The 20,458-nt window shown below is 66.6% G+C and carries 19 protein-coding genes; 10 read left to right on the top strand and 9 right to left on the bottom strand.

Going from position 1 to position 20,458, the window contains the following annotated elements; translation table 11 throughout:
* Window positions 1–111 precede the first annotated feature (111 nt).
* Entirely contained in the window at window positions 112–552 is a 441-nt protein-coding gene (locus ACZ9GM_RS07205) for a DUF4307 domain-containing protein (protein ID WP_476037487.1), read from the bottom strand.
* Between the two features lie 85 nt (window positions 553–637).
* Here ACZ9GM_RS07205 and mca point away from each other — a divergent pair, with 85 nt between their 5' ends.
* The 3 genes from mca to ACZ9GM_RS07190 are packed head-to-tail and all read left to right on the top strand — an operon-like array spanning window position 638 to window position 2,718.
* A complete protein-coding gene (gene mca / locus ACZ9GM_RS07200) occupies window positions 638–1,528 on the top strand; it encodes a mycothiol conjugate amidase Mca (RefSeq protein ID WP_476037486.1) in 891 nt (296 codons plus the stop codon).
* Window positions 1,529–1,561: 33 nt separating this feature from the next.
* Window positions 1,562–1,966 carry a hypothetical protein gene (locus tag ACZ9GM_RS07195; RefSeq protein ID WP_291474873.1) on the top strand — a complete coding sequence of 135 codons (405 nt, stop codon included), beginning with the start codon at window positions 1,562–1,564 and terminating at the stop codon, window positions 1,964–1,966.
* On the top strand, window positions 1,963–2,718 hold the full coding sequence (locus ACZ9GM_RS07190; RefSeq protein ID WP_291474871.1) for an isoprenyl transferase: 756 nt from the start codon (window positions 1,963–1,965) through the stop codon (window positions 2,716–2,718). Before ACZ9GM_RS07195 ends, ACZ9GM_RS07190 begins: the two co-directional genes overlap by 4 nt.
* A gap of 12 nt (window positions 2,719–2,730) precedes the next feature.
* On the opposite strand, the gene coaA is transcribed toward ACZ9GM_RS07190, so the two are convergent.
* Window positions 2,731–3,657: a type I pantothenate kinase gene (coaA, locus tag ACZ9GM_RS07185; RefSeq protein WP_291474869.1), complete on the bottom strand. Its 927-nt coding sequence runs from the start codon at window positions 3,655–3,657 to the stop codon at window positions 2,731–2,733.
* A gap of 125 nt (window positions 3,658–3,782) precedes the next feature.
* On the opposite strand from coaA, the gene glyA reads away from it, so the two are divergent.
* From glyA to ACZ9GM_RS07170, 3 genes are read left to right on the top strand one after another with little or no spacing between them, the layout of a single operon-like run.
* Complete coding sequence (glyA, locus tag ACZ9GM_RS07180; RefSeq protein WP_291474868.1) at window positions 3,783–5,075, top strand: serine hydroxymethyltransferase; 1,293 nt, start codon at window positions 3,783–3,785, stop codon at window positions 5,073–5,075.
* A gap of 9 nt (window positions 5,076–5,084) precedes the next feature.
* On the top strand, window positions 5,085–5,684 hold the full coding sequence (locus ACZ9GM_RS07175) for an isochorismatase family protein (protein ID WP_291474866.1): 600 nt from the start codon (window positions 5,085–5,087) through the stop codon (window positions 5,682–5,684).
* Between the two features lie 46 nt (window positions 5,685–5,730).
* Window positions 5,731–6,516: an enoyl-CoA hydratase/isomerase family protein gene (locus ACZ9GM_RS07170; RefSeq protein WP_291474864.1), complete on the top strand. Its 786-nt coding sequence runs from the start codon at window positions 5,731–5,733 to the stop codon at window positions 6,514–6,516.
* Window positions 6,517–7,086: 570 nt separating this feature from the next.
* On the opposite strand, the gene ACZ9GM_RS07165 is transcribed toward ACZ9GM_RS07170, so the two are convergent.
* Window positions 7,087–8,259 carry an acyl-CoA dehydrogenase family protein gene (locus tag ACZ9GM_RS07165; protein ID WP_291474862.1) on the bottom strand — a complete coding sequence of 391 codons (1,173 nt, stop codon included), beginning with the start codon at window positions 8,257–8,259 and terminating at the stop codon, window positions 7,087–7,089.
* A 622-nt stretch (window positions 8,260–8,881) separates the two neighbouring features.
* On the bottom strand, window positions 8,882–9,271 hold the full coding sequence (locus ACZ9GM_RS07160) for a DUF5997 family protein (RefSeq protein ID WP_291474860.1): 390 nt from the start codon (window positions 9,269–9,271) through the stop codon (window positions 8,882–8,884).
* 51 nt (window positions 9,272–9,322) lie between these two features.
* Here ACZ9GM_RS07160 and ACZ9GM_RS07155 point away from each other — a divergent pair, with 51 nt between their 5' ends.
* The 4 genes from ACZ9GM_RS07155 to ACZ9GM_RS07140 all read left to right on the top strand — a co-directional run bounded on the left by ACZ9GM_RS07155 (window position 9,323) and on the right by ACZ9GM_RS07140 (window position 12,826).
* The gene (locus ACZ9GM_RS07155) at window positions 9,323–9,937 is read left to right on the top strand and encodes a LysR substrate-binding domain-containing protein (RefSeq protein ID WP_476037485.1); all 615 of its coding nucleotides are present in this window, start codon (window positions 9,323–9,325) and stop codon (window positions 9,935–9,937) included.
* A gap of 164 nt (window positions 9,938–10,101) precedes the next feature.
* The gene (locus ACZ9GM_RS07150) at window positions 10,102–10,707 is read left to right on the top strand and encodes an LGFP repeat-containing protein (RefSeq protein WP_291474180.1); all 606 of its coding nucleotides are present in this window, start codon (window positions 10,102–10,104) and stop codon (window positions 10,705–10,707) included.
* Between the two features lie 70 nt (window positions 10,708–10,777).
* Window positions 10,778–12,181: a PhoH family protein gene (locus ACZ9GM_RS07145; protein ID WP_476037484.1), complete on the top strand. Its 1,404-nt coding sequence runs from the start codon at window positions 10,778–10,780 to the stop codon at window positions 12,179–12,181.
* Window positions 12,182–12,226: 45 nt separating this feature from the next.
* The gene (locus ACZ9GM_RS07140) at window positions 12,227–12,826 is read left to right on the top strand and encodes an N-acetyltransferase family protein (RefSeq protein ID WP_476037483.1); all 600 of its coding nucleotides are present in this window, start codon (window positions 12,227–12,229) and stop codon (window positions 12,824–12,826) included.
* Window positions 12,827–12,939: 113 nt separating this feature from the next.
* Here ACZ9GM_RS07140 and ACZ9GM_RS07135 read toward each other — a convergent pair whose 3' ends face one another.
* The 5 genes from ACZ9GM_RS07135 to ACZ9GM_RS07115 form a co-directional block, all read right to left on the bottom strand.
* The gene (locus ACZ9GM_RS07135) at window positions 12,940–14,532 is read right to left on the bottom strand and encodes an MDR family MFS transporter (protein WP_291474177.1); all 1,593 of its coding nucleotides are present in this window, start codon (window positions 14,530–14,532) and stop codon (window positions 12,940–12,942) included.
* A gap of 11 nt (window positions 14,533–14,543) precedes the next feature.
* Window positions 14,544–15,275 carry a TetR/AcrR family transcriptional regulator gene (locus ACZ9GM_RS07130; RefSeq protein WP_291474176.1) on the bottom strand — a complete coding sequence of 244 codons (732 nt, stop codon included), beginning with the start codon at window positions 15,273–15,275 and terminating at the stop codon, window positions 14,544–14,546.
* A gap of 115 nt (window positions 15,276–15,390) precedes the next feature.
* On the bottom strand, window positions 15,391–16,302 hold the full coding sequence (locus ACZ9GM_RS07125; RefSeq protein ID WP_291474175.1) for an RNase H family protein: 912 nt from the start codon (window positions 16,300–16,302) through the stop codon (window positions 15,391–15,393).
* Window positions 16,280–18,808 carry an excinuclease ABC subunit UvrA gene (locus ACZ9GM_RS07120; RefSeq protein WP_291474174.1) on the bottom strand — a complete coding sequence of 843 codons (2,529 nt, stop codon included), beginning with the start codon at window positions 18,806–18,808 and terminating at the stop codon, window positions 16,280–16,282. The genes ACZ9GM_RS07125 and ACZ9GM_RS07120 overlap by 23 nt, the downstream gene beginning before the upstream one ends.
* A gap of 140 nt (window positions 18,809–18,948) precedes the next feature.
* Window positions 18,949–20,346: a class II fumarate hydratase gene (locus tag ACZ9GM_RS07115; protein WP_291474173.1), complete on the bottom strand. Its 1,398-nt coding sequence runs from the start codon at window positions 20,344–20,346 to the stop codon at window positions 18,949–18,951.
* Window positions 20,347–20,458 lie beyond the last annotated feature (112 nt).

The raw sequence follows: 20,458 nt of genomic DNA, 5'->3' as shown, positions 1-20,458 counted from the left end.
GACGTGGCAGGGAACTGCCACGTCTTGTTCGCCGCACAGTCTAGCACCGGGCCGGCCCCCACCCCGGTCTGGCCTGCGTCAGTGCTGCGTCAGTGCTGCGTCAGTGCCCGGTCAGTCCTCGGCGGTGGTGCTGTCGTCGAGATAGGAGGGGAACACCGAAGAGCAGCCGTAGACGTCGGTGGCGACGGCCTGCTCGCGGGTCGGGACCTTGATCTGCAGCCGGGTGTTCTCGTTGCCGCCGGCGGCGACGACGGCCTCACGGCGTCCCACCTCTGCCTTGTCGAAGTTCATCGCGGTGACGATGCAGTAGGCGGGCTTGGAGGTGTCGTCCCGGGTGACGTCGAGGTTCATCATGATTGAGTCATCTTCGTTGTCCGAGAATCCGGCGACGGAGGCGGTGACGTCGGCGTCGGAACTGTTGCGCCACTGGGACCAGATGAAGACGCCGGCGACGATCAGGACGCCGACGATGCCGATGACGAGGAACTTTCCGCTGACTCCGCGGGCGTTCTGGTCACTGGCGCCGTAGGACGCCTTGTTCTGGGGACTCATGGCGTCCATCCTAGGTCCCGATGTCCGGGGAGCGGGAATTGCCGGTAGTTGGACGCCACGGGTGAGGCGTTGTTGAATGGCTGTTATGTCATTCAACGTCTCCGCGGCAGGCCGTGCGGGTCTCCGCCTGCTTGCCGTCCACGCGCACCCCGATGACGAATCGAGCAAGGGGGCGGCGACGATGGCCCGGTACGCCGACGAGGGCGTGACGGTGAAGGTGCTGACCTGTACCGGTGGAGAGCGTGGCAGCATCCTCAACCCGGCCATGGACCGGCCCGGAGTGGTCGAGCACATGCACGAGATCCGCATCGAGGAGATGGCGCGCGCCGCCGAGATTCTCGGAGTGGAGCAGGAGTGGCTCGGGTACATCGACTCCGGCCTTCCGGAGGGTGACCCACTGCCCCCGCTGCCCGAGGGATGCTTCGCCCTGGCGGACACCGAGGAAGCCACCGCCAGGATGGTGAAGGTCTTCCGCGAGTTCCGGCCGCACGTGATCATCACCTACGACGAGAACGGCGGGTACCCCCATCCGGACCACATCAAGACCCATGCGGTAAGTGTCCGGGCCTGGGAGCGTTCCGGTGACCCCGACTACCGACCCGATCTCGGTGAGCCGTGGACGGTGCAGAAGATGTACTACACCCACGGGTTCATCCGGCGTCGTTTCGAACTGCTCGCCCAGGCTGAGGAGGAGGCCGGTCATCTCACCGCGGCAAGTGCCCTGGAACGCTGGAACGACGTCCCCGACATCATGCCGCGGGTGACCACACAGGTCGCCTGCGCCCCCTGGTTCGTCCGGCGGGACGCAGCCCTGCGTGCCCACGCCACCCAGATCGACCCCGAGGGGCCGTTCTTCGCCGTGCCGACGGAACTGCAGGAGCAGGTCTGGCCGACCGAGGAATTCGAACTCGCCGCGTCCCGCGTCCCGGCACCCGTCCCCGAGGACGACCTCTTCGCAGGAGTTGTGCCCGACTAGGGCAGGCCCGTTCCCTCCGATACTCTGGAGCACATGTTGCAGGATCTTCACCCCGTCACCGCCCAGGCCGAGTCACTCGGCTACACCGTCCTCGCCCAGGCGGAGAAGACCGGACCCGAGGGGCCGGACTTCGGCAAGGCGTCCCCGGTCGGTCTGCTGGTGATCGTGGCACTGCTGGCGGCGATCCTCACCATCGGCGTGCTGTTCAACCGCCGGATGAAGGCCATGACCCGGCGTCGCGAGTACGCCGACAAGCATGACATGGACCCCTTCGACATCGAGGCCGTCGACGCGGCCATGGCCGCCGACCAGGGACTCAACGATGACGAGGTCGATGCCCAGGCCTGGCCACTGGAGGAACCGGAGGAACTCGCCGCGCAGTACGGTGACGGTGACAACCCGGACTCCGACGACATCACCAGGGGTGGCCGTCCTTGATCCTCCACCGGCTCTACGAGCAGCGGCTGATCCGCTTCATGAAGGGTCGTCCGCGGCCGTCCCATGTCGCCATCATGTGTGACGGCAACCGTCGTTGGGCCCGGGAGAACGGCTTCACCGACGTCACCCACGGCCACCGGGTCGGGGCGAAGAAGATCGTCGAGGTCGTCGGCTGGTGCGAGGAGCAGGGGATCGACACGGTCACCGTGTACCTGTTGAGCACGGAGAACCTCGGCCGTGGTGCCGACGAGCTGGAACTGCTCATGGAGATCATCGGGGATGTCTCCGACGAGATCGCCTCAGCGAAGGGCGACTTCCGCCTCCGGGTGATCGGACGTGCCGAGCTGCTGCCGCAGGAACTCTGTGACCGGCTCTCCGAAGCCGAGGAACGCACCCGTGACAACAAGGGCGTGCGCGTCAACATCGCCGTCGGGTACGGCGGACGCCAGGAGGTGGTGGACGCCGTCCGCGAGCTCATCGCCGACCTTGCCGGGCAGGGCGTCCCCGCGGCGGAGATCCCGGAACGGATCACGGTCGACTCGCTCACCGAGCATCTCTACACCTCGGGCCAGGCCGACCCCGACCTGGTGATCCGGACGTCAGGGGAGCAGCGGCTGTCGGGCTTCCTGCTGTGGCAGTCGGCGTACTCGGAGATCTGGTTCACCGAGACCTACTGGCCGGCGTTCCGGCGCATGGACTTCCTCCGGGCGCTGCGTGACTTCTCCACGCGGCAGCGACGCTTCGGGAAGTAGGTTCTAGATCTACTAGATCTTCCTCATCCGGACCGTCTCGACGAGATGGTCCGGCCCCTTCGTCATGACCAGGGACGCCCGGACGCGGGTCGGCAGGATGTTCTCCACCAGGTTCGGCAGGTTGGTGGTCTGCCAGATCTCACGGGCGACGGTGCGGGCGTCCTCGTCGGACAGGCCCGCGTAGTAGTGGAAGTGGGCGCCGGGGTTCCGGAACGCCGAGTTCTTCAGCTTGAGGAAGCGGTCGATGTACCAGCGCTCGATGTCGGCGCGGTCGGCGTCCACGTAGACGGAGAAGTCGAAGAGGTCGGAGACCATGAGCGACGGACCGGTCTGCAGCACGTTGAGACCCTCGATGATGAGGATGTCGGGACGGTCGACGACGTGGACCTCGTCCAGCCGGTCGTAGGTCTCGTGGGAGTACATCGGGGCCGGGACCTCGGCTGCCCCGGACTTCACCGCGGTGACGAACTGCATCAGCGCGCGCTGGTCGTAGCTCTCCGGATAGCCCTTCCGCCCCATCATGTGGCGTCGGTTGAGCTCGGCGGCGGGGTAGAGGAAACCGTCGGTGGTGACCAGGTCCACCCGCGGGGTGGACTCCCAGCGTTGCAGCAGCACCTGGAGCAGGCGGGCTGTGGTGGACTTGCCGACGGCCACCGACCCGGAGACACCGATGATGAACGGGACATGGGGCATGCCTTCGCCGAGGAAGGTTCCGGTTGTCTCGTTGAGCTTGCGGATCGCCTGGAACCGCAGGTCGATCAACCGGGACAGCGGGAGGTAGATTTCGCTGACCTCCTCGAGATCGATGTCCTCACCGATGCCGCGGAGTTCCTCGAGCTCCTCCTCGCTGAGCACCTGCGGCATGGAACGCCGCAGCGTCTGCCACTGGGCGCGGTCAAGGGAGATGAAGGGACTCACGTCGGGGAAGGTCTCGGACACGTGCGTATTGTCCTCTCACACAGGGGTGAGGACCAAACCGGGGACGCTCCGGGTCCGCGGCGGACCTGGGCAGGATAGGATGTGCGGTGATCCGTAGTTGCAGACCTGTGAGAGGTACTCCACCGATGACCGACACCACCCAGCACAACCTTCCCCTCGGGGAACTTGACCCGGAGGTGGCCGCCGCCATCGCCGGTGAACTCTCCCGCCAGCGGGACACCCTCGAGATGATCGCCAGCGAGAACTTCGTTCCGCGCGCCGTCCTCCAGTCCCAGGGCTCCGTCCTCACCAACAAGTACGCCGAGGGCTACCCGGGTCGCCGCTACTACGGTGGCTGCGAGAACGTCGACATCATCGAAGACCTCGCCCGGGACCGTGCGAAGGCTGTCTTCGGTGCCGATTTCGCCAACGTCCAGCCGCACTCCGGTGCACAGGCCAACGCTGCCGTGCTGATGACGCTGGCCAACCCGGGTGACAAGATCATGGGCCTGTCCCTCGCCCACGGTGGCCACCTCACCCACGGTATGAAGCTGAACTTCTCCGGCAAGCTCTACGAGGTCGCCGCCTACGAGGTTGACCCGGAGACCATGCGTCTGGACATGGACAAGGTCCGTGAACAGGCCATCGCCGAGAAGCCGCAGGTCATCATCGGAGGCTGGTCCGCGTACCCGCGTCACCAGGACTTCGAGGCCTTCCGTTCCATCGCCGACGAGGTCGGCGCGAAGCTGTGGGTCGACATGGCCCACTTCGCCGGCCTGGTCGCCGCCGGTCTGCACCCGTCGCCGGTGCCGCACGCCGATGTCGTCTCCACCACGGTCCACAAGACCCTCGGTGGCCCGCGCTCCGGCATGATCCTGGCGAAGCAGGAGTACGCCAAGAAGATCAACTCCTCCGTCTTCCCGGGTCAGCAGGGTGGCCCGCTGATGCACGCCGTCGCCGCCAAGGCCGTCTCCATGAAGATCGCCCAGACCGACGACTTCCGTGACCGTCAGGCCCGCACCCTCGAGGGTGCGAAGATCCTCGCCGAGCGTCTCGCCGCCCAGGACACCGTGGACGCCGGCGTGCAGGTGCTCACCGGTGGCACCGACGTGCACCTCGTGCTCGTCGACCTGCGCAACTCCGAGCTCAACGGCCAGGAAGCGGAGGACCTGCTGCACGAGGTCGGCATCACCGTCAACCGCAACGCCGTGCCCTTCGACCCGCGCCCGCCGATGGTCACCTCCGGTCTGCGTATCGGTACCCCGGCCCTGGCCTCCCGTGGCCTGGACTCCGCCGCCTTCACCGAGGTCGCGGACATTATCGGTACCGCCCTGGCCCAGGGGAAGAACGCGGACACCGCCGCGCTGCGTGCCCGGGTCGACAAGGTCGCCGCGGACTTCCCGCTGTACCCGGGCCTCGAGGACTGGAAGCTGGTCTAGGGAGACAGAATGCGCGCACTGATCGTCGTCGACATCCAGAATGATTTCTGCCCCGGGGGTGCTCTGGGGACTGCCCGAGGGGCGGAGGTGGCGGCGGCGGTCTCCGCGTATCTGCGGTCGGTACCTGCCCACACCTACACCGCCGTGGTCGGGACGAAGGACCACCACATCGACCCCGAGGGGCACTTCGCCCCGGCGGGCACCGAGCCGGACTTCGAGGAGACCTGGCCGGTGCACTGCGTGGTCGGGACCCACGGCGCAGAGCTCCACCCGGATCTCGACACCTCGCTGATCGACGCCTGGTTCCTCAAGGGCGAGTACACCGCCGCCTACTCCGGTTTCGAGGGGCATCTGGCGGGCGGTGAGGAGACGCTCGCCGACTGGCTGCGTGACCGGGGTGTGACCGACGTGGACGTCTGCGGTATCGCCACGGACTTCTGCGTGCGAGCTACCGCACTGGACGCCGTCGCCGAGGAGTTCGGGGTGCGTGCCCTGACCGATCTCTGTGCCGAGGTGACGCCGGGGCCGGGGGCGGTCGCCTTCAACCAGATGGCCTATGTCGGGGTGGAACTGGTTGAATCCACGGACGTCATCTCCCCGAACACGTGATCGGATCCGGTCACGGCCGGAGGCCCCACGCGGTAATCTGACGGGCATGAGCCTTGTCGAGATCACGGATGCCGACGGCGTCCGCACCATCACCGTCAACCGTCCGGACGCCTACAATTCGCTGAACCGTGATCTGCGGCTCGCGTTGATCGAGGCCTTCACCGCCGCCGCCGAGGATTCCGCTACCGGCGGGCCGGTGCGGACGGTCGTGCTGCAGGCCGCCGGGAAGGCCTTCTGCTCCGGTCAGGATCTCAAGGAGCAGTTGGTGGACGCCCGCGAGGGCACCGGATCGACCAAGGTCGTCGAGGAATACAACCCGATGATGGCGGCCCTGCTGTCCATCCCGGTGCCGGTGATTGCAGCGGTCCAGGGGCCGGCCGCCGGTGCGGGCTGGGGTATCGCCATGGCCTGTGACTTTCGCGTCATGTCCTCTGCCGCGAGCTTCAAGGGGGCGTTCTCCGGGGTGGGGCTGGCCTCGGACTGCGGCCTGTCGCAGTCGCTCACAGATGCGGTCGGCCAGACCAGGGCCCTGGAGCTGCTGCTGTTCGACGAGAAGATCCCTGCCGAGCAGGCTGCCGCCCTGGGAATCGTGACCACCGTGGTGGAGCCGGAGGAACTGGCGGACACCGTGGCCGGTCTGGCGCAGCGCTTCTCGACCGGACCTACGGCGTCCTACCGGGAGATCAAGGCGCTGGTGCGGGACGCGGCGGCGGTCAACACCCGCGCCGACGAGGAGGGGGACGCGCAGCTGCGGCTGTTCACCACCGCCGACCACGTCGAAGCCATGGCGGCCTTCCTGGAGAAGCGCGCCCCGCACTTCATCGGCGAGTAGCGTTCGGCGGGAGTGCAGTTCGACGCTCCTGTCCGAGAACGGCACAGGCCTGTCCCGACCCGGCATCAGGGTGCAGCCCATGACCACGCCGATCAGCCCTGGCGCCCTTGCCGCACGTCCACGCACCCCCACCGGTAGTGGGATGCTCATCTGCGTCACCGAACCCCGCCGCATCTTCTCACCGAGGATGAGCAACTGTGCCGGGACATCGCCGGGTTCCCCTGGGCGGCGGTGTCCGGTATCGGCCCGGTCCCTGTCACTGTCTGTTCCGATGCCTCGTGGCCGACGTCCCGCAACTCGTCCCGAACGGAGGAGAAGTGCTTCGGCTGGGTTGCCGGTACCGGCGACGCGGGCAGTGGCGGACTCCTGCAGTGCGGGGCGACCCAGGCTGAGTACCGGGGAGCGGTGAAGGCACTCACTGCTGTGACGCGCAGGCATCCCGGGCGTCCTGCCTTGTTGTTGTGTGACTCCCGGCATGCGCTGGAGCAGCCGCGGACGCAGGGGACCGACGCAGAACGGGCCCTGGCCGGGTGAATTCCGGTCAGGGCCCGTACACGGGGAACCTCGGGCTTACTTGATGCCCTTGGCGAGGCGGCGGGAGATGATCTCCAGCATGATCTCGTTCGGGCCGCCGTAGATCGGCTGGACGCGGGAATCGAGGTAGTGGGTGGCGATGGGGTACTCCATCATGAAGCCGTAGCCACCGTGCAGCTGCAGGGCGGTGTTGACGACCTTGATCTGCAGCTCGGTGGTGAGGTACTTGGCCATGGAAGCGGTGACCTCGTCGAGCTCACCCTTGACCTTGGCCTCGACGGCGGCGTCGACGAAGGACTGGGCGGACTGGATCTCGGTGGCCATCTTGGCCAGCTCCCAGCGGTAGGCCTGGTGGTCGACGAGACGGTTGCCGAAGGTCTTGCGGTCCTGGGAGTGCTGGTAGACCAGGTCGAAGGCGCGGCGGGAGGTGGCGATGGAGCCGACGGCGATGGAGACGCGCTCCTGGGCCAGGTTGGTGCGCAGGTAACCGAAGCCGGCACCTTCCTCGCCGAGGACGTTCTCGGCGGGGACGACGGCGTTCTCGAAGTTGAGCTCGGCGGTGTCCTGGGCCTTGAGGCCGACCTTCTTCAGCGGACCGGTCTTTGTGAAACCCTCGGTCTCGGCGTCCACGATGAGGATGGAGACGCCGGCGCGGCCCTGGGACGGGTCGGTGATGGCGACGACGAGGGTGAAGTCGGCCTGGACGCCGTTGGAGATGAAGGTCTTGGAACCGTTGAGGACGAAGTTGCCCTCGTCGTTCTTCAGCGCGGTGGTGCGGATGCCGGCAAGGTCGGCGCCGGCTCCCGGCTCGGTCATGGCGATGGCGCCGATCTTCTCACCGGAGCACAGCGGAGCGAGGTACTTCTTCTTCTGCTCGTCGGTGGCGAAGCGCTCGAGGTAGGGGATCACCAGGTCGTTGATGACCTGGATGGAGACGATGACGGAACCGCAGTCGGCCTCGGCGAGCTCCTCGGAGAGAATCGCGTTGAAGCGGTAGTCGGGCATTCCGCCGCCACCGAACTCCTCGGGGGAGGTGATGCCGAACAGGCCGAGCTCACCGGCGGCCTGGTACATGGAGCGGTCGCAGAAGCCCTGCTCGTGCCACTTGTCCACGTTCGGACGGATCTCGGTATCGACGAAGCTGCGGCAGGTTTCGCGGAACATGTCGTGTTCTTCGTTGAAGATGGTGCGGGGCAGGAAGTTCTTCATGTCGACCTTTCCTCGGGGAGGGTGCAGGGATGAGGACGTCAGGCAGTGGGATGAAACTCACTTTGGGAAACCATGTGACCTGCGTCTCTCTGGTGATTACAAATTTATAGTATCCGCATCCGGGACGGAAAATGCAACAGGGATGCAAGGTGGGGGCCGTGGATTCCCCCGGGGGTGGAGTGCGGGGGTGGACGCAAAAGCGCCAGCGCTTTCTGTATAACGTGCAGGTCACAGGCTGCTGGCGGCGCACGAGGGTCAATTACGCAACATTTGTGTTGCTGAATTGTTGACACGCCGCTTTAGGTCTCGCTAACCTCATGGACGTGTCGAAGGCTAGTCACCTACGGCGCACTGCAGTTGTGGATCAGCCGCAACGGCAGGTGGAATCCAGGGTATTCAGCCCCGGTCCGAGACCTCCGGCTTCCTCTTCTCACCGGACGAACGGAACGTGGCTGCGGCACCTCCAACGCGCACCCTGGGCTGCAGTTCACCTGTCAGTGGCGGCGAACGGAAGCTTGAGCCCCCGCGGATTCGTCACCCGCGATCCGGGCCCTTCCACTGTTGAGGCCCCGCCTCCCTGGCTCGTCACCCAGGGAGGCGGGGCCTCAGTCTTTGCCCGGAACTAGTCCTCGTCGGTGTCGGTGGCAGCATCATCGGCGGCGTCGCGTCCCTTACCCTCTCCGGTACGACGGGTGGCCAGTGCGGTACGGGCGGTGCGCAGCCATTCCGGCTGGTCCTGGAGCAGGGCCCTGATCTCGGTGGCGGTCAGCGGCTGATCGGCGTCATTGGCCTTCAGTGCGGTGATGGTGATGCCCAGCTTGCGGGCCACCTCCGGGCGGGGGAACGGCCCCTCGCGGCGCAGGGTCCGCAGCCACTCCGGCGGGTCGGACTGCAGGGCCACGAACTCGTCGTGCGTCAGCGGGGTCTCCTGGAACTCCGCCGGGGTCGCGGGGAGGTAGATGTTCAGCTTCTTCGCTGCGGTCTGCGGCTTCATACGGTTCGCGTCGCTCATGGTCGTCCAGTGTAGTGGGGGAGGCGTCACCGGGACCGATAGGATGACGCCATGAGCTATCTCAGGGTCGTCTTTGCGCCGGGTGTGGTCCCAGGCAAGTGGTTCTCCCGGTTCGACGAGCGTATCGACGGGTGGCAGGCGGCCGGCGCGCAGTCGGACGATCCGCTTGCCCACGTGCTGTCGGGGGCGGCGGATATCGGCATCGTGCGATTCCCCGGTGAAGGCTGGGAGGGGGGTGTGGGGGGTGGTGGGTTCGCAGAGCTGTCCGACATCGGCGAGCGGGAGATGCTGCGTCATGGTCTCCACCGGGTCCGCCTGTACGAGGAGCAGCCCGGGATCGCGGCGCCCAAGGGGCATGCCCTGGAAGCACTCGACGACCAGGAGCAGGTGACCGCACGTGACCTCGAGGACGAGATGGTCCTCTACCGCGGTGTGGCCCCGGGGAAGGTCCGGGAGAGCCTGGACGTTGTCGCGGCGAACGTGGGATGTGTGGTCGCGCCCCGACCGCTGCTGCGCGGTATCAACCGCAGGGGTGTGGTGCACCGAGTTTTCGACGGGGCACCGGGTACCGGAATCGGGCTGGTCTGGCGCCGTGACCGCGATGACGAGGTGATCCAGCAGTTCGTCGGCATCTGCCGGGGTCGCCGCGCATCAAGCTCACGGTAGAAATAATTTCCAGGCCGACGATTGTCCGGCTGACCTGGGGGTAGTGGAACTGTTACCCCCGTCGGATATGATCTTCGTCACTCACATGCCGGAAAAGTCTGATAGACACGGTGTGGGCGAGCCCGCCCGACCCCTCGCGACTTTTCAAGGAAAGAGGACTTCAGATGAAGATCACCCGTTCCCGTTTCACCCGTCGGAGCGTCGGCTCCAGGTCGATGGCCGTCATCGCCGCCGGCGGACTGGTACTCGGTGCCGCCGCCTGCAGCGACGACGATGACGATTCGGACTCCACCGCCACCGCCACCGCTGCCTCCACCGAGGACGCCGACGCTGGTTCCGCCGGTTCCGACGGTGCCGACACCTCCGGCTCAGAGGGAGCTGACGGGGCGGAGGGCTCCGACGGCGGCTCGGGCGACGGCGAGGCCGTCACCGACGCCAGCCAGCTGCCCGAGGACATCGCCGCCGCCTACGAGCAGGCCGGTGGCGAGGCGGGGGCGCTCGGTGCGTTCAGTGAGTTCACCACCGACGGTGACAACACCCTGGCCACCTTCGCCAACGGCTGGATCACGTCCTCGCCCGAGACCGGTGCCCAGCCGCTCATCGGAGAGATCGGCAACACCTGGAACGAGGGCGGCGCCCTGCAGAACCCTGTCGGACTGCCGACCGCCCCGGAGACAGGTGACCCGGTCTCCGGCTGGGACCAGGAGTTCCAGAACGGCACCATCGGCTGGCACCCGGACGAGACCGGCACCTGGGCCGCGACCGAGTAGCCCGTTGATTTCACACGGTGTTCATCTCACAACCATGTGAGTAACACGTGCGCCCCCTAGCGTCGGGGGCATGACCACCATCGACACCACCACATCACCGGCAGGCCGCCCCGACGGGGCGGCCTGCGTCCGTCTACGCACCTACGTCATCGACACGTCCGTCCTCCTCTCGGACCCCTGGGCCCTGCTGAAGTTCGCGGAGCACAAGGTCGTCCTGCCGGTGGTGGTCGTCAGTGAACTGGAGGGCAAGCGTCAGCATCCGGAGCTCGGCTGGTTCGCCCGCCAGGCCCTCAATCTCCTCGAGGACTTCCGGCGCACTGAAGGGCGCCTCGACCGCGATATCACGGTCACCCCGGAAGGCGGCACCCTGCGGGTCGAGCTCAATCATTCCGATGAGTCGGTGCTCCCCGCCGGCCTGCTACTCACCGCCGGGTCCAAGCCGGACGGCGCCGACAATGACCGGCGTATCCTCACCTGCGCCCTGAACCTCAGTCGGGACGGTGACGCTGTCACGCTGGTCACCAAAGACGTCCCACTGCGGGTGAAGGCGGGCTCGGTCGGGCTCGACGCCGACGAGTACCGCGCCCAGGATGTCGTCCTCACCGGCTACGACGGTATGACGGAGGCCGAGGTGGATCCCACAGTCATCGACGACATCTTCGCCACCGGGGCCACCGACGGGGCAGGGATCGTGGATGCGCGCCTCGACGACCACGGTGACCCGCTGTCCGACCTGCCGGTGCACTGCGGCGTGCAGCTCACCGCGGGCAGCCAGTCGGCGATCTCGCGGGTCGCCCCGGGTGGCGTCCTCCGGGCCGTGCCGAACGACCTGGAGGCCTTCGGCCTACGGGGACGAAGTGCCCGCCAGCGGCTGGCACTCGACCTGCTGCTCGACGAGGAGGTCGGCATCGTCTCCCTCGGCGGCTCCGCCGGCACCGGTAAATCCGCCCTCGCCCTGTGCGCCGGGCTGGAGAGCGTCATGGAGCGCAACCGGCACCGTAGGATCGTCGTCTTCCGGCCGATCTACGCCGTCGGCGGTCAGGACCTCGGCTACCTGCCGGGGGACGCCGACGAGAAGATGAACCCGTGGGCGCAGGCTGTCTTCGACACGCTCGAGGGGCTGGTCAGTGAGAACGTGCTCGACGAGGTCATCGACCGGGATCTGCTGGAGGTCCTGCCGCTGACGCATATCCGTGGCCGCAGCCTGCACGACAGCTTCGTCATCGTCGACGAGGCACAGTCCCTGGAGCGTAATGTCCTACTTACCGTGCTGTCCCGGATGGGGCGTAATTCGCGGGTCGTGCTCACCCACGATGTCGCCCAGCGGGACAATCTCAGGGTGGGACGCCACGACGGTATCCAGGCGGTCATCGAGAAGCTCAAGGGGCACCCGCTGTTCGCCCATGTGACCCTCACCAGATCCGAGCGATCGGCGATCGCCGAACTGGTCACGGACCTGTTGGAACGCGGTTGACGCGACCGTGTGCGCGTCGGGGTCCGCGACTCTACAATCATCGTCATGACTTTCACCATCCGCCCCATGAGGGAGGGCGACTACCCACAGGTCGCGTCGATTCAGCAGGCCGGTATGAACACCGGCCACGCGACATATGAAGGTGAGACCGTCACGTGGGAGGAGTTCACGGCCCACCGGCGTCCCAACCTCATGTTCGTCGCGGACGAGGACGGCAAGATCCTCGGCTGGGTCACCGGATCCTGGTACTCACACCGGTCTGTGTTCAGTGGCGTGGTGGAGGACTCGGTCTACGTGTCCCCGGACGCCACCGGCAGGGGAGTGGCGGGTGCCCTCCTGGACCACCTCATCGAGAAGTCCACGGAAGCCGGATGCTGGTCCATCCACGCCGTGGTCTTCCCCGAGAACCCCGGTTCGATGAAGCTGCACCGTTCCCGCGGTTTCAAGGAGATCGGTACCGCCCACACGATGGCGAAGATGACCTACGGCCCGATGAAGGGGAACTGGCGGGACATCGTCAGCTTCGAGAAGGTCCTGGAGGGCGGTCCCGCCCACCCCGAGTATCAGGAGCGGGTCGTCAAGTCGGGCGAGAGTGATGAGCCCGAGGAGACCGAGGAGCCCGAGGAGTCCGCTGAAGCTTCCTAGACTCTCCTGGCGTCCTGAACCTGCGCGAGAAGCCCCGGTCACTGTGACGGTGACCGGGACTTCGTGTACCGGGGCGGGGCCCGGGGAACCCGAGGAGGTGAGGACTACACCGACTACTCCACGGTTTCCTTGAGCTTTTCCTCACGGGTGAAGAAGAGGATGGCTGCGGCGACAAGAGCGAACGGGACCAGCACGGTGAAGATCGGCACGAGGCCGTCGTTGTAGCTGGTGATGATCGCCTCGTGCAGCGGCCCCGGCAGGCTGTCGACGAGAGCGGGGGTCAGGCTGTGGTTCTCACCGGAGAATATGGCGGTGTACTCGGCGGCCTTGTCCCCGAGGGACTGCAGGGCACCCGGCACACGGTCGGCCATGTTGTCCTGCAGACGCGAGGTGAACACGGAACCCACGACCGCGGAACCGACGGACATGCCGATCTGGCGGAAGAAGTTGTTCGATGCGGTGGCGGTTCCGACCATGGTGACCGGGAAGGAGTTCTGCACCATGAGAACGAGCAACTGCATCGCCATACCGATACCGAAGCCGAAGACGTAGAGGACCAGGCCGAGGTGCACCAGACCGTCGTGGGTCTCGAGACCACCGAGCAGGAAAAGGCCTACGGCGGTGATCAGCATACCGATGACCGGGTACCACTTGTACCGGCCGGTGCGGGACACGACGATACCGACAATGATCGAGGTCGGCAGCATACCCAGGACCATCGGGATCATCATCAGACCGGCCTTGGTCGGCGACATGCCGTGGACCATCTGGATGTAGGTCGGCATGTAGGCCAGGGTGCCGAGCATGACGACACCGATGATGATGCCGGACGCGGAGCAGAGCACGAAGTTGCGGCTCTTGAACAGTTCCAGCGGGATGATGGGAGCTGAGGCCCTGGACTCGGCGATGACGAAGAGGACGCCGCAGATGACGGTCGCGATGATGAGGCCGATGATGGTGGCCGAACCCCAGGCGTAGTCCTTGCCGCCCCAGGTGATGAAGAGGATCAGGCAGGTGGCGAAGCCGGCCATGAACAGGGTGCCCCAGATATCGAGTTTGGCACCTTCACCACGCTTCGGGACGTGCAGTGCGAAGAGGGAGATGGCGATGGCGATCAGGGCGATGGGGACGTTGAACCAGAGGGCCCAGCGCCAGCCGGGACCGTCGGTGAAGACGCCACCGAGCAGCGGGCCGAGCACGGAGGACAGGCCGAAGACGGCGCCCATCATGCCCATGTACTTGCCGCGCTGACGGGCCGGGACGACGTCGGCGATGATGGCCTGCGAGAGGACCATCATGCCGCCGCCACCGACACCCTGGATGGCTCGGGCGATGATGATGACCCAGATGTTCGGGGCCAGTGCACCGACCACTGAACCGGCGAGATACGTGCCCAGAGCGAAGATGAACAGCGGCTTGCGGCCGATCTGGTCACCGAGCTTGCCGTAGATCGGCAGGCCGATGGTCTGTGCCAGCAGGAACGAGGTGATGACCCAGCTCTGCTGGTCGGTGCCACCGAGCTCACCGACGACGGTCGGCAGTGCGGTGGAGAAGATGGTCTGTCCCAGCGAGACCAGCAGCATGCCCAGCATGAGGGCGCTGAAGACCAGCGGGACGTTGTTCTTGGGTGCGACCGCGGCAGTGTCCGTGGCCGCGGTGGACGCAGTCTGAGGCTGTGTCGCCTGCGTCTCCGTGTTGTTTTCCATAGGTGTCCTCGTCAGTGTTCTTCTCGGTCCAACAGTGTGGAATTGCGTGTGTCCGTTGTGTTCCGTGTGTCCCAGCCGTCCTGGTAGCCGTCGGCGAGACTGGTGAGGTCCCGTCCGGCTTTCAGGAGCATCTCCACCCGGCTGCTGTCATCGGCGCTGTAGATCAGTGGGCCGGTCACGATGACCTGGCGGAGGAAGGAGGTCAGGAAGGTCGCCTCCTGTTCCACGGAGAGATGGGGTAGCCGACGACGCTCAGGGAACGCGGTGAGATGCCGGCGGATGGTCTCCAGTGCCGTTCCCGCGAGCTGGTCGAACCGGTACAGGCCGGCCAGCATGAGGTACGGGGTCTCCTTGACGATCCTGCGGCGTCGGGCCTTGATCCTCAGGCTCGTCTCCCGGTCAGGGGAGAGTGCGAGCGAGGTGTCCGGGTCGTTGTCGACGCGTTCCCCGATGTAGCGGAGGATGTCGCGGACGATATTGTCGGAATCGGCGGTCGCGAAGGCGTCGAGTTCCCCGGGATCGAGCAGTGGGACGCCTGTCCCGGACGCGACCTGGTCCTTCGACTCGAAGTAGTTGAAGAAGGTGCGGCGGCTGATACCGGCTTTCTCGCAGATCTCCTCCAGGGTGACCTGGTCGAAACCACGCTCGAGGATCAGCTCAGTGCCGCAGTCCTCGATGCGTTGTCTCGTTTCCCGGCGCTTGCGCTCGCGCAGCCCCGGGCAGTCGGTGTTTCTCTCAGTCACGAGAGTCTGTTGTACACCGGGTGCATTCTTGCACGCAATGCAAATTTACCCTGAGTTAACCCGCAAAAGGGGTGGGCGCCTTGCGGTGACCTCCGTTAACTGTTACGGATGTCAGCTACTGCCCGGAGGGAGTTGCCTGGTGATGGCGCAGTGTCCACTGTTCACCCTCACGGACCCAGAGAGAGCTCCGGGCCACGGTGCCGGTGGCGCCGGAGGTCAGGTAGGTGAGCAGGAACACATCCGGGGCGATCTGTGATGTGCTGATATCTGCGGCACAGAGTTCATCGACCGCATCGAAGCCGACCAGCGGCGACAGGGCTTCCAGCGCCTCTGCGCGGGTGTACCGACGACCTGTGGCACCGATCTCCGTCATCTCCGGGTGCAGTAGACGGGACGCCAGCTCCCGGTCACCACGGACCGCATCGGAGAGCAGGGCGAGCTCGCGGTCGATGACGGCGTCCGCGTCGGAGGAACCCGCGGTGGCGGCCACCGGTGCCTGTGCCGGCGCTGCTGCCGGCGCCTCACCGGGAGCTGCAGCATGTGCGGGGGAAGGTGTGCCGTCGAAACCGGGGCCCTCCTGCGGGGTCTGCTTCTTCTGGAACGCGGTGGCCGCCGCATTCGCCCGGTGGTCGGCGGCCTCGTTCATCGGGTGCCCGGCGTGGCCTTTCACCCATTCGAACCGGACACGGCGCCCCTGCATTGCGGCATCGATGGCCTTCATCAGGTCGACATTGAGCACCTGCTTGCCGTCGCGCTTCTTCCAGCCCTTCTTCTTCCAGCCCGGCATCCACTTCGTCACGGAGTTGATGACGTACTGCGAGTCGCAGAGGACGAGCAGGTCCTCGTCGGCGCGTCCGGCGTCCGCGGTGGATTCCAGCAGATCGAGGACCGCCTTGAGCTCGCCCATGTTGTTCGTGCCGTGAGGCCAGCCGCCGGCACGCCAGGTGTCGTCGTCGATGTACCAGGCCCACCCGGCGGGGCCGGGGTTGCCGAGAGCGGATCCGTCAGCGGCTGCGGTAATTGTCATGCTGTTCACCGTACAGGTGGGTCCGGAGGTAACCGCCGGTGGCTGATACGTCGTCACCGGCGACCTGCTCCGGAGTGCCGGTGGCGACGATCTGTCCGCCGTCCGTACCGCCACCGGGACCCATGTCCACCACGAAGTCCGCATTGGCGATCATGTCGAGGTCATGCTCGATGACCAGGACGGTCGCTCCCCGGTCGCACAGCCGCTGCAGCACCTCCAGTAAAGTACGGACATCGAGCGGGTGCAGACCGACACTCGGCTCGTCAAGGACGAAGACGGCGTCCGACTGGTCGCGGTGGATCTCGTTGACCAGCTTGAGGCGCTGCGCCTCACCACCGGACAGGGCAGGGGTGGCCTCGCCGAGGGTGAGGTAACCCAACCCCAGTTCAGCGAACGCGGCGAGCCGACGCTGTACCCTCTTCAACCCCGGCACCGCCTCCAGTGCCTCGTCGACCGTCATGGCGAGCAGCTCCGGCAGGCTCACACCCTCGCGGCGGTACCGGTCAGCGTCGGGGGAGTACCGGGTGCCCCGGCAGTCCGGGCAGGGGACGTCGATATCCGGCAGAAACTGGACGTCCAGCGAGATCTGCCCGGTCCCCTCACAGCGCGGGCAGGCCAGGGACCTCTCCCTGGAACCGGTGTTGTAGGAGAAGTCGGAGGCGGTGAGCCCGTCCTCCGTCGCCTCCGGCAGACGGGCGAAGGCGGCACGGAGATCGTCCATCACACCGGAGTATGTCGCGACAGTGGACCGGACGTTGATGCCGATCGGTGTCGCGTCGACGACATGCACGGTGGTTCCGGTCGGGGCTTCCACCGCGGCAACGTGCGGTACCCGGTCACCCCGCAGTGCCGGGACCAGGGACTCGAGGACCAGAGTGGTCTTTCCGGAACCGGACATGCCGGTGACGGCGGTGAGTCTGCCGAGCGGAAACTCCACGGTCAGCGGGTGGACGGTGTGTACGGCAGAGGTCTCCACCCGGATCCGGCCGTCGGTGAAGACCTCGTCCGGTGCAGGCCGGTCACGGACGAGCACCTCCTCCTCGCCGGTGAGGAAACCGGCGAGCCGGGAGGTTCCGGACGCCTGGAGGTCAGCCACGGTCCCGGACGCCACGACCGTGCCACCGCCGCTGCCGGACGCCGGGCCGATCTCCACGAGATGGTCGGCCCGCCGCAGTACCCGGACATCGTGGTCGACGAAGACCACGGAGTTCCCGTCATCGAGCAGATCGGTCATGATGCCGAGCAATCCGTCGACATTCGCCGGGTGCAGGCCGATGGACGGCTCGTCCAGGACATAGAGGACGCCGGTGGTCCGGTTACGCACTGCCCGCGCCAGCTGCACCCGCTGGCGTTCGCCGGTGGAGAGGGTCGATCCCGCCCGGTCGAGAGAGAGGTAGCCCAGTCCCAGCCCCGTGAGCCGACGGGCCATGGACCGCAGGGTGTCCACCAGACGTCGGGCCATCGGGTACATCTCGGTCGGCAGGGCGTCCTCCACCCCGTCCGCCCAGTACAGGACATCGTGCAGTGGAAGAGCGGTGACCTCGGCGAGGTTGCGGGTCCCGGTGGCGGTGGTGATCTGCGGGGCGCGGGCAGCATCGGACAGTCGCGTCCCACCGCAGTCCGGGCAGACTCCTGTGGAGAGGAACCGTTCAACCTTCGCCAGTCGCTTGCCGGAGTCGTCGGCTCCGGCCCGCTCCAGTTCCTTGAGTACGGTCAGCCGGGCATTGCGGAAGGTGAAGTCCAGATCATGGACCCCCTTCACCGAGGTCACGGTGATGTGCTTCTTCTCCTCCGGCCCGTCGAGGACGATCTCCTTCTCGTCGTCGGTCAGCTGCGACCAGGGAAGGTCGGTACGCACGCCGAACTCCCGGGCGATGTCCGGCTGCACATTGAAGCCGAACATGTTCCACGGCACCACCGCGCCGTCATCCAGGGACCTCGAGGGGTCGGGCACGAGGGTGGCGTCATCCACGGTCCGTACTGCGCCGGTGCCGCCGCAGCGACAGCACGCACCCTCGGAATTGAAGGCGAGGGCCTCCGCGCCGGGAGCGTGGATCTCGGCGTGACACTCCGGGCAGAGCAACGGAGTCTCCGCGGCGACAGCGAGGGACGGCGGGACGCGGTGGCCGTTCGGGCAGAGGTGGGAGGCGAGCCGGGAGAACATCAGCCGCACGACATTGAGCAGCTCGGTGGAGGTGCCGAAGGTCGACCGCACGCCCGGTACCCCCGGACGCTGCCGGAGCGCGAGGGCGGCGGGAACGTGCTCGACGGCGTCCACATCCGCCCGGGTGGACTGCGTCATACGCCGTCGGGTGTAGGTCGACAGCGCCTCGATGTAGCGGCGGGAGCCTTCGGCGTAGAGGACGCCGAGAGCGAGCGACGACTTCCCGGATCCGGACACTCCGGCGATGCCGACCAGCCGGTGCAGCGGGATGTCGACGTCGATGTTCCGCAGGTTGTTCACCCGCGCCCCGCGGACGCTGATGTGGTCGGGGAGGGAAGACATGTCCACAATGGTAGGCGTGGGGCCGATGGCCGGGACACAGAAAGGCGCATGGCCGGCAGGAGTGTTTCTGCCGGCCATGCGCCGGGGTGATCCCGCCGCTGTGGGCGGGAGTCAGAGGTCAGTTACCGACCAGGCGGTGACTAGTCGCGGTCGGTGTTGGCCATGGCCAGCACGTCGAGGCGCTTGTCCAGCTCTTCCTCGGACAGCTTCTCCGGGACGAAGCCCATGTCGATGACGGTCTGACGGATGGTCTTGCCCTCCTTCAGCGCGGTCTTCGCGACCTTCGCGGCGGCCTCGTAGCCGATCGCGGAGTTCAGCGGGGTGACGATGGAGGGGGAGGACTCGGCCAGGGTCTTCATACGGTCCACGGCCGGCTCGATGCCGTCGACGAGACGCTCGGCGAAGACGCGGGAGGTGTTGGCCAGCAGCTTGGCGGACTCGAGGACGTTGCGCGCCATCATCGGGATGAAGACGTTGAGTTCGAAGTGGCCGGAGGCGCCGCCGAAGGCGATGGCGGCGTCGTTGCCGATGACCTGGGCGGCGACCTGGGTGGCGGTCTCGCAGAGGACGGGGTTGACCTTGCCCGGCATGATGGAGGAGCCCGGCTGCAGATCCGGCAGATGGATCTCGGCCAGACCGGTCAGCGGGCCGGAACCCATGAGGCGGATGTCGTTGGCGATCTTGTTCAGCGACACGGCGATGGTGCGCATGGCGCCCGAGAACTCGACCAGGGCGTCACGGGCGGCCTGGGCCTCGAAATGGTTCTCGGCCTCCTTCAGCTGCTCGACACCGGTGAGCTTCTTGAGCTCCTCGGTGACCTTGGCGCCGAAGTCGGCGGAGGTGTTCAGGCCGGTACCGGTGGCGGTGCCGCCGATGGCCAGCTCACCGAGGCGGGGCAGGGTCGCCTCGACTCGCCCGATACCGAGCTCGATCTGACGGGCGTAGCCGCCGAACTCCTGGCCGAGGGTGACCGGCACGGCGTCCATCAGGTGGGTACGGCCGGACTTGACGATGGCCTTCCACTCGGAAGACTTGGCGGCCAGCGACTCACGCAGCTGGGACAGGGCCGGGATGAGGTCGGTGACGGCGGCCTCGGTGGCGGCGACGTGGGTGGCGGTGGGGAAGGTGTCGTTGGAGGACTGCCCCATGTTCACGTCGTCGTTCGGGTGGATCTCCACACCGTTCTGCTTCGCCAGCGAGGCGATGACCTCGTTGGTGTTCATGTTCGAGGAGGTACCGGACCCGGTCTGGAAGACGTCGATCGGGAACTCGTCGTTGTAGGTGCCCTCGGCAATGGCCTTACCGGCGGCGATGATGGCGTCCGCCTTGGTGGCGTCCAGCGCACCGGAGTCCTTGTTGACCTGGGCGCAGGCGGCCTTCAGCAGACCCATCGCGCGGATCTGGGTGGCCTCCAGCGGACGACCGGAGATCGGGAAGTTTTCCACGGCACGCTGGGTCTGGGCACGCCACAGTGCGTCGACGGGGACCTTGACCTCGCCCATCGTGTCGTGCTCGATGCGGTATTCCTGCTCGCTCATGTGTCCTGCCATGTCCTTTACTTGGTGATGTGACGGGGACCATTGTGACCCACGCCGGTGACAGGTGCACCAGGCACCCCCGATTCCGGGGGTGAGGTCACCCTATTTTCAG

Source organism: Corynebacterium sp. UD i78, assembly GCF_056280545.1.
The sequence above is the reverse complement of the archived record's forward strand: the minus strand, read 5'-3'. Positions and strand labels throughout refer to the sequence as shown.